This window comes from Accumulibacter sp. (assembly GCF_031732815.1).
Lineage (GTDB): Bacteria > Pseudomonadota > Gammaproteobacteria > Burkholderiales > Rhodocyclaceae > Accumulibacter.
Window position 1 is genome coordinate 1 of record NZ_JAVMKF010000106.1, and the last position, 5,739, is coordinate 5,739.

4 protein-coding genes and 1 pseudogene are annotated in these 5,739 nt (G+C 65.0%); 1 reads left to right on the plus strand and 4 read right to left on the minus strand.

All coding sequences use genetic code 11. The features are described from left to right. The 4 genes from RKP46_RS08215 to RKP46_RS08225 all read right to left on the minus strand — a co-directional run. Positions 1-1,080: alpha/beta fold hydrolase (locus tag RKP46_RS08215; protein ID WP_311106196.1), on the minus strand; the 1,080-nt coding region annotated here is incomplete at its 3' end. A gap of 531 nt (positions 1,081-1,611) precedes the next feature. Then, positions 1,612-2,265, minus strand: a complete 654-nt coding sequence (locus tag RKP46_RS08220) for a PEP-CTERM sorting domain-containing protein (RefSeq protein ID WP_311106197.1) — start codon at positions 2,263-2,265, stop codon at positions 1,612-1,614. Positions 2,266-2,711: 446 nt separating this feature from the next. After that, positions 2,712-3,050 carry a group II intron maturase-specific domain-containing protein gene (locus RKP46_RS20195; RefSeq protein ID WP_409194118.1) on the minus strand — a complete coding sequence of 113 codons (339 nt, stop codon included), beginning with the start codon at positions 3,048-3,050 and terminating at the stop codon, positions 2,712-2,714. A gap of 455 nt (positions 3,051-3,505) precedes the next feature. Beyond that, positions 3,506-3,640 carry a hypothetical protein gene (locus RKP46_RS08225; RefSeq protein ID WP_311106198.1) on the minus strand — a complete coding sequence of 45 codons (135 nt, stop codon included), beginning with the start codon at positions 3,638-3,640 and terminating at the stop codon, positions 3,506-3,508. Positions 3,641-4,869: 1,229 nt separating this feature from the next. On the opposite strand from RKP46_RS08225, the pseudogene RKP46_RS08230 reads away from it, so the two are divergent. Beyond that, positions 4,870-5,739: pseudogene (locus tag RKP46_RS08230) on the plus strand (hypothetical protein); the annotation flags it as partial.

The following is a 5,739-nucleotide window of genomic DNA, read 5'->3' on the forward strand; positions in this document are numbered from 1 at the left end:
GACCAGCCCGTCGCCGAACAGCCGGCCGAAGCGATTGTCGACCTCTTCGGCCAGACTTCCGGCCAGAAAGCGATAGGCGATGCGACCAGGCATTGGCGGCCTGCGCGCGGCGCCTGGCCCGCGTCGCAGATCCTGGATGCCCTGGCTGCGTGCGGCAGCGATCTTGCCCAGCGGCAAGCTGACCGGCGAGACGTGGAGCGCCGTGGTCAGCAGGTGGCCAAGCCGTTCGACCGGCGAGCCAAGCTGTGGCGAACCCAGACAGACCAGCATGTTGGTGGCCTGCGGCCAGTGCATTCCGCTGGCGGCGGCGTGTTCGCAGGCGGCGAGGGCGACCAGGCCACCCATGCTGTGGCCGACAAGAATCAGCCGGCTGTCCGCTTGCGGCCAGGCGGCGCACAGTTGCTCGAGCAGCACGGCCAATTCCTCGCCGTTGCGAGCAAGCGGCAAGCCCGTGTTATAGCGAACGTAGACCGGCGTGTAGCCGAAATCGGCGTGCAGTCGACGGCCGAAGTCGATGCCCGATGTCGGGCTCGACGCCGCGTCTGCCTTTGGCGGTTGCGCTTGCCAGGCGTGCTCGTCGCAAGCCAGACCGTGGATGAACACGCAGATCCGCGGCCCGCATTCCGGCCACGCGGCGCGCAGCGAATCCGCATCCGGCCTTACCGCAACGCCGTTGGCGCGGATCGTCAGATCGATTGCCAGGCGGCTGTTGCCGGCCTCGAGATGGTCACCGAACACGCCGTTGAGAATGCTGTGCACCCGCGTCGCGAGGCGACTCGGCGGTCGACTCGCGGCACGCGGCGTGTAATGCTCCTCCAGCAGCGCGGCAACGCCGAACAGCGCGCCGCTGCCGAATCGAATCGCGTCGTACACCCCGGCGACGACCCTGTCATGCGCGCTCTCGACAAGTCGCGCCGGTCGGCCGAGCAAGGGGATGTGGCGCAGGACGCCAAACGACCGGTCGGCAATCGCGCTGTGCATTTCGCGCACGCGCACCGTCGTCTGTTCTACCGCAGCTTGTACCGCCTGGCTGTAGCCGGCGCGTCGGAACGCATCCGCTGATCTTTTTCCGGCCGACATCTGGTGTCCTTTCGGTGGAACGTTTGGCCGCTTTGCCAGGGCTCAGTCGAGGACGGCAACGCCGAAGCCGTGCCGGCCGAAGTCATTGCCCTTGTCGAGCAGCTAGACTTCGTCGTCACAGGCGAAGGCATCAGGATAGCAGAGCATGTCGGAATCGCAGCCTGGCATCGATGGGAGATTCAACGCCACGTCCGGAAGTGTTTCAGGGTCAGAAGGGCACTGACTGCAGTCGCGATTCGGAGAAAGCGCGCCGACGAAGTCTGGGGTCACAGACTCCGGGGGCAGATCTTGACGCTTGCGTGCCATTCGGCGGTGGCGGGTTGACGCTGGCCCTGCGGGGGTGAAGTCTCGGGTCTTGCCTTACAGTCGACGCTGTCGTAGCGGATACTGAGCAAGGTGAAGACCTGTACCAAGGCAAAAACGCAAGGCCAGACCCCGCTAACGCTCAACCCGCGAATGCCCCCCCCCGTGAGGCTTCGCCACGTTCCCGCCCGACCCCAGGGAACGACCGGCAAGGCAGCACGAGCGGCGCTATCCTTTGCGCCGGCGGCTAGCCACGCCAAGCAAGCCGAGAGCGCTCAGCAGCAGCGTCGCCGGCTCGGGAATCTGCGCCGTCCGCTGGGTTACCACAAGCGCTCCCGTGCCACCGCCAATGCATCCCCCGTAGATCGGGCCGACAAATGGCGGTGTCGTCGCAAAACCGCAGACAGGCGCGGCCGCCGCGTCGATTGCGTACCAGGTCACATTGCTGCTAGCGCCGATCGCTACCTCAAAATGATCGACGGTAACACCATGCGAGGCTGCAATCACGAAGCTTCCCCGATCGATCGAGCCAGCGGCATCGGTCGAAAAGTAGGAGACGCTGACATCGGCCAGATTCCACGTCGAGGTACCGAGCGTGGCGGTGAACGCGGTCAAAGTCACCGGCAAGAAGGCGCCGTTTGGCGTCAGCGGCTCATCCAGCGTAAAGCTGGCGAAAAAGGGCCCTGCTGGCAGCGAAGTGATCCCGAAAACCGGTGTGACAGTGCCAATTCCTGTCGCGGTCAACGTAAGGTCGTAAGAGACCGGTACAGCTTGTGCACCAAGCGTGAACAACGCAGTGGCGAGAGTGACTACGACCTTTTTTGCCTGCTTCATCAGCAACTCCTGGTGAGTGATGGACGACCCCGATTTCCGCTCGCGCACGCGTCATCGCGAACGACCCGGCCAGTGGCCAGACGTCGAGACCGTCTTCATGCAAAAGACATACCAGATCATGAAGCGAACGCTTTAATGAACGCTTGTCTGTCCGCCGGAAAGCCTGCGCGAATAGCGTGTAAAACGGGCCGACACCCGATCATTGATCGCATGCCGTACCCGTTCCACGCCCTTTCCTGTGCAATCAGCCGCGGCAGCCGCACAAACGGGTAGAGCGGAGGACAGGCTTTCGCCCGCCCTCCCCCCGTCAAACCGTGCACGCGATTTTCCCGCACACGCTTTTCCGTTGTTCTTCACGCCAAGGCATGCGCCGAGTTCCAGCCCGCCTTGGTAGGAACTTCGTACAGCCCGTAGCACCCGTAGAGATGAGCACTTGGAAACCGGCCAAAGCCAGTTGCTCGATCCTTCGCCTTATGACGCTTCATCAAATGGGTTCACAACCGGTCTTCCGCATGCTTTCTGACTTTGTTCATCGACAGACTTGAGTTTCGGGAGTCGAAGTAGTCTGCCCAGCCTCTCAGGCTGCGGTGCGCGCTTCCCACGAGGTCGCTCAAGGGCAAGGGGGTCAGATTCCGCCCTGTCAGCGCCGTCGGTTTCGCCTTGATCTGCTTCAGCGGCTTGTCTGCCGGACGGACATTCGGGTACGGTTTTCCAGTCTTGCCCCCATGATTACTCTGACCAGATGTGCTGACAGCTTGCCTCGCAGGTGCTGCCTTTTGGCATATCCGGTCGAGAACATGCAAGTCGCCGTTGACCAGCCACGGGGAGATCACGCCGCCTTGCGGCGTCCGCTGACCAGTGGCTTTTCCGCCGCCCAGCCACTAACTCGGCATGCCGAATGCCATCAAGCTACTTCGACCGATCGGCGTCCATGACTTGGGTGTAGCCCGCGCACAGGGTGTTGGCGATGTCATCCACGGCGTCGTGGGCCGACCTCCTGGGCCGGAATCCTTAGCAGTGCTCACAGAAGTCGGCTGCAAGGATCGGTTCGATGATGAGTTTCGCCGCCATTTGCGCGACCCGATTGCGCAGCGTCGGTACCCCGAGCGGGCGCTGACTGCCATCCGTTTTGAATCATGACGCGCCTTACCGGCTCGGCGCGGCAGGTCTTGCCGTTCAGATCACCGGCCAGGTCTCCCGGAAGCGTTTCTACCGCAATGTCGTTCTCCATGGCCTCGAAAATGATCCCGTCAATACCGGGACTGCCTCGGTTCGACCGGACAGGCCGTCAGGCGTGACTGAGGATGCCTTCCCGGATGACCTTGTCGTAGAACGCGCAAAGGCGGTAGGCCGATTCTTGCTCAGCCTTGGCGTAAAGCTTCCTCTGCAGCGTCCGGAGGGTGTCCGGGGTGACTAGCGACACGGCAATGCCCTCATCCTCCGCTCCTGGCTTGCACGAACAGAGCGGTCTCCCTTCCCTCGACCGGGCTTATGCTGTCCCGCGATCTCGATCGGTACGATGAATCCCTCCGACTCCCGCCTGCAGCCGCTGCGCTTTCCTTGCCTTGTACGCAGCGGTCAGTGGTCTCGCCCGCAGACGGGTCTCCCGTACGGTGCAATCAATCGGCGAGAACATGCCATCCCGGCACCCCGGGAGTGGATGAGTGCCACTCCCGCTATTCCAGCGCCCATCCAACGGCATTCCCATGCTGACCACAGGGTGGGCTCCTCCACATGATTGACCAGGCTACTGACAGGTTCACTTGCGTTACGGCCCGCGCTCTTGCTGTCGGGAAACCAACGACCCCGTGTCACCACGGCGCCCCTTTACCCCTTCCTCATGCGACCAGGGCGTATCGACAACTCCCCGGGCGGGACCTCAACCCGCCAGGCTGATTGCTGTTGCTGCGCACGGTCAGGTCCTTCTGCTTGCCTTCGCCCGCCCCAGCGCTCACGGCCCTTTCCCGCTGTCTTGCCTTTCCCCCGGCAGTTCCGCGCAAGCATTCCGGAGCGTGACCAGGCGCTTCAGGGCAACTATATGCACACTAATCCCTCCCCCGAGAATGCGCCACGGTGGGCAAAAGTCAACATCTGACCCCGGCAACCGCGTGCACCCCGAAACACTGCCGAAACAATGAACCCCAAAACAGGCTAATCCCCGCAGCGCAGCGCTCGACAGGTATGAGGCCGAACTGCAGTCAGCCGCAGCGCTGCGCGCCTGGGCGGCGAAGTTCAATCTGCCGCGCGTTCAGGCCATCGATCACGCGGAAACGGATTTGGCGCGCCGCGCTCGGCGCCGTTGCCTGGCGCAGACGCTGCGCCTTCCCCAAGGAGAACCGGGCAGGATTTCGAGATTGACACCTCGTTCTGCAGGCTCATACACTCCTGACGGTGCCGTTGGTTTTCCATCCTTTGCCACGAGGCTTGACGATGAGCAACAAGGTTGACGATCTGGGCCTCGAACACGTGCACGCCTTGCGGGCTGAACAAGAGCGCATCGAAAGCGAGGTGCAGCCAGTCGCCGCTCGACCTGCCAGCCTGGAGACGAGCACTGCCGCTGGCCGACGCCACGGCTCAGCCGGCGCCGCGTGGCGCCAAGCTGGATGCCGGCAGGCTGTGCCCTCGTCGTTTTCGTGAGCGAGAGCGAAACCTGTGCTGGCGATTAGTCGCGCCTGCTGCCTGATCGTGGCGCTTGCCCTGGCGCTGTTCGCGCCGTCGGCCGCACGCGGCCAGACGGCGGTCGGCGGGCTGGCCCAGGTCGACGCGCGCGCCGAGGTGGCGGCGGCGCTCTACGCCGCGTCGGCAACGCAAGCGGCCGCCGAACGACAGGCCGACGCCCGGCTGCGGGCGCAGCGCAACGAAATCGAAGCGCTGCGCGCCGAGGTGCGCGCCGGTGACGCGAAACGGCGTACCGCCCTCGCCGCCGCCGAAGAGGCCTACGTCGCCGCGCTGGCGGCGCGCGACCGCGCCTACGCGCACGAGATCGCCGTGTTCCGCCAGGCGGTGCAGGACATCGCGGCCACCCCGGAAGGCGCCGCCGCCCTGGCGCGCTTCAACGCCGGCGACGAAGCCGGGGCGCTGAGCATCCTCGACGGACTACGCCAGGCGCGCGACGCCGCGCGCAAGAAAGCGGCCGCCATCGAGAGCGCCGCCGAAGGCCGACGCATTGCCACGCTCGCCCTGGAAGCACGCACCCGCGGCAAGCAGACGACCGCCCAGGTCATCGCGCGCTACGCAGAAGTCACCGCCCTCGATCCCGGCGTGCACTGGGACTGGATCGAACTCGGCCGGCTTTATCACGCCGACGGGCGACTCGCCGACGCCGAGCGGGCGGCCCACGCCGCCGCAGAAGCTGCGGCCGACGACTGGGGCCGTTCAGTCGCCTTCGTGGCTCTCGCCGATGTGCGGGTCGCCCAGGGCGACGGACCGGCAGCGCTCGTCGCCTTCCGCCAGGGACTCGCCATCGACGAGGCGCTGACCCGGCGCGACCCGGCCAACACCCAGTGGCAGCGCGACCTCTCG